General features: G+C 57.4%; 2 protein-coding genes and 2 pseudogenes. 2 read left to right on the top strand and 2 right to left on the bottom strand.

The annotated features are described in order from the left end of the window. The first annotated feature begins 46 nt into the window (after positions 1-46). Positions 47-229, top strand: coding sequence for an ATP-binding protein (locus FHS79_RS19525; protein ID WP_481133189.1), 183 nt, complete (start codon positions 47-49; stop codon positions 227-229). Between the two features lie 73 nt (positions 230-302). Here the strand turns inward: FHS79_RS19525 and FHS79_RS18405 are convergent. Next, positions 303-1,406 (bottom strand): annotated as a pseudogene (locus FHS79_RS18405) (IS66 family transposase); the annotation flags it as partial. A gap of 192 nt (positions 1,407-1,598) precedes the next feature. Beyond that, the gene (locus tag FHS79_RS18400; protein ID WP_184203294.1) at positions 1,599-2,243 is read right to left on the bottom strand and encodes a JAB domain-containing protein; all 645 of its coding nucleotides are present in this window, start codon (positions 2,241-2,243) and stop codon (positions 1,599-1,601) included. 399 nt (positions 2,244-2,642) lie between these two features. On the opposite strand from FHS79_RS18400, the pseudogene FHS79_RS18395 reads away from it, so the two are divergent. Further along, positions 2,643-3,070: pseudogene (locus tag FHS79_RS18395) on the top strand (transposase); the annotation flags it as partial. Between the last annotated feature and the right edge of the window lie 306 nt (positions 3,071-3,376).

The following is a 3,376-nucleotide window of genomic DNA, read 5'->3' as shown; positions in this document are numbered from 1 at the left end:
CGGTGATCTCCGTTGGTTGGATATTGCAACCCAAACCTAACCGAAGATCGCCGATGGCCAACCGCGACCTACACCACCACCTGGGACACGACCCACCATCGCCGACGCCATTTTGGATCGTATCATCCACAATGCCCACCGTATCACCCTCGAGGGCGACAGCATGCGACGACAAAACCCTGGCCCCAACTTGACCAAAAGCGAAAATGACGAAATCACTCCATCCTGACATCAACAAGGCAAGCGAATGACGATACCTCGGCTGTCCCGGAATTAGCGAAACAGCTGTCCCGTTAATGTGAAATCCGCAGATTGAGGTTTTGCCCATCGGGATGCGCCACCGGCAAGGTGACCAGCCTGTCGAGGACATTTTCGGCCTTGGCCGCGTAGGCGGCCAATGTGCTGTCCTTGAGTTGGTCCCTTCGTCGGCCGATGCGGATGGCCCAGCGCAGATGATCGCGGATCCTGGGTGCAAAGACACTGTCGCCGCAGTCGATGGCATACTGAACATCGCGCAGGAGATGGGCAGGGCAGACCTGCTGATCCCGGCCAAGTTGCTGTTGGCCGGAGTAGCGGTCCGAGATCCACACATCGGGCTGGTGGCCATCGAGGACAGCCTCGGCCACAGCGCGGGCACGGCTGCCGACGATCTTGTGCAGCACCGCCGTGCTGGACAGGAAGACCCACTGCCACTTGGTGATGCCGCTGATACGCGTGGTGGTCTCGTCCGATGCAATGACGCTAGCGGTGCGCAGGCGATCGACGATGGCCTTGGTGATGTCGGCCATCGGTGCCCGCATCCGGCGGAACATGTTGGCGATCGCACCTTCGGAGATCGACAGGCCGAACAGCTCGCGGGCCAGTCGCGACAGACGCTCGAAGCCAACATGATGGCTATGGTGCAGATAGGCCAGCAAAGTGCGGATGCCCGGTCCGAACGGGCTGCCGGGCGCCATCCCTGCCGGCGTACCCGCCCGGAAGCGGCTCCCGCAGCCATTGCAGCGGCCGCCAAACAGCTCGATCCGGGTCACGATGGGCCGGATCGGTGGCAGGTCGATATGATCATAGCGATGCCGGCAGCGCTGGCTCTGACCCGAGACGTCGGTCCCACAATAGCCACAGGCGGATGCCATGGCGCGTTCTGTCTTGTCAGGATTGATGGCCAAGGGACGATGCGTGCCTTCACGCGATGGATGCTTGCCGCCTTTGCCACCACGGGGCCGGCCACCGCGAAAATCATCCTTCGAAGGCGGCTTGCTCGAGTTGGACGAGGTCTTGCGCGGCTTGCCCACCAGCGCTTCAAGATCGGAAATCCGCGCAACCAGCTGTTCGATCAGCGCCTGCTGATCCCGCAGCAGCGCGTCCTTCTCAGCCTCGGTCAGCCGACGAAATGGGGCAAGCACCATTGTCAGGATGAATCATGCCGCCGAGTCCGTGGCAAGCCCCTTCAGCAAGGGGGGTGAGCAATTACAGCTGCCGAGCACACAATCCACGGCCTGTGGGACGCCATCGGACGGATCCTCAACCTCTACTCCCCCCAGGAATGCGCCAATTACTTCACAGCCTGCGGATACGATGCAGCTTGATCGAAAACCGCTCTAACCTAGCATCCCGCCCTCTCGTAGGGAGCGATAGCCACTGGCACTGATAATCACATGATCGATGACCTTGACACTAACATGTCGGCCGGCCTCGATTATATTTCGAGTAATATAGATGTCGTCGCGACTAGGTTCTGGATCACCTGATGGATGGTTGTGAACAAGCACTACGCCTGTTGCTCCAAGCTCCAAAGCACGCTTAATGACCTCCCTCGGATAGGCAGGTGCATGATCAACAGTTCCGTACCCCAGAACTTCATCACGAATAATCATGAAACGGCAATTGAGAAACATTATTCTGAACTGTTCACTCTTCAAATTCGCCATCGTGACATGTAGATATGCTAATAGAGCAGACCAGTCATTGATGACCGGCTGAGCTGACGCTTGTGTCCGCAAAGATTGCTGCGTTATACTTGCGACAAGCGTCATCGCAGCAATTATTGGACCTTCAACTCCCTTTATGCGTTCGAGTTCATGAAGATCCGCCGCCAAGGCCTTTGACAATGTTCCAAACTCGTAAAGTACACGACTAGCAAGTGTGCTGTCGAATCGTTCTGGATCCGCCATAAGAAATAGATTATCTAAAAGATCAAGTTCCACACTTCGCGATCCGCCGCGCAAGAAATCAGCAATTCGCATGTCGGGACACTCTCATATAGCCACGTGACGCATCTCCATGTGAATTACGGACTTCGCGGACGACGAATTATATCAAGCATATTACTGAAACCCCCCCTTGCATCAAAACTTACATCTAGAACAGAAACTATCGCTGCGACCTAAGTTGGTGTCAATGTGACAACTGGTGAGAGATAGGTAACTAATATTCAGTTTACACTAGTTAACCTTTGTTGGATAGCGCGGCGCTCCTCCGCGAGGACACTGGCCGAGATGACCTGCTGCCCATTTTCTGGACCGTTTTGAGCTGGAAAATTCCAGTTTAGAAATGGAGGGCCATTGAATGGAGGAAGCGGTTGACCTGACCACCTGATTTTCCTCCACGATGGATTAGAGTCCGGCCCTTGAAGAGGACGGACAATGAAGCCAACGAGGGTCACGGAAGAGCAGATCATCGGGATTTTGAAGGAGGCCGAGGCGGGCGCGAAGACGGGCGAGCTTGCCCGGCGGCACGCTGTGTCGGAAGCGACGATCTACAACTGGAAGGCCAGGTATGGCGGGCTGGAGGTGTCGGAGGCCAAGCGGCTGCGGGCGTTGGAAGAGGAGAACGCCAAGCTCAAACGGCTGCTGGCGGACACGATGCTCGACAATGCGGCGTTGAAGGATCCTCTATCAAACAAATGGTAGCGCCGGCCGCGATGCGGGAAGCGGTTGCCCATCTTCAGGGCAACCTGGGGATGAGCGAGCGGCGGGCGTGCCGGGTTGTTGGGGCTGATCGCAAGAGCGTTCGCTATCGTTCGACACGGCCTGACGATGCCTATCTGCGGGAACGGCTGCGCGCGCTGGCTGCTTATTCCGACGAAGCCGCCCCCCGATTCCGGGATGATTGCGCCCCCTGATTCCGGGATGATGTCGCCCCCTGTTTCGGGGCCTGCGCTGGCTGGTTTCGTTTGTCGTTGTGGACGTGGATTTCGTCAAGCCGGCGGCGACGATTTCGTTCGCCGCAGGCTATCACCCTCGAGATCGAGACGATGGGCATTGTGAATGAGACGGTCCAGGAGATCGTGTCCCACAGCGTGGTGTAGGTTCGCGGTCTCGCCGCTTTGATCTCCGGCTTGGCCGGGTTGATCATGCTGCCATGGATGACAGCGTGA

The sequence above is a fragment of the Polymorphobacter multimanifer genome (assembly GCF_014205635.1).
Lineage (GTDB): Bacteria > Pseudomonadota > Alphaproteobacteria > Sphingomonadales > Sphingomonadaceae > Sandarakinorhabdus > Sandarakinorhabdus multimanifer.
Note: the sequence above shows the minus strand (reverse complement) of the source record. Positions and strands in the feature narration are given on the sequence as shown.

Coding starts and splice junctions, on each gene's coding strand:
- FHS79_RS18400 (WP_184203294.1), bottom strand. CDS start 2,243: ATGCGAATTGCTGATTTCTTGCGCGGCGGATCGCGAAGTGTGGAACTT.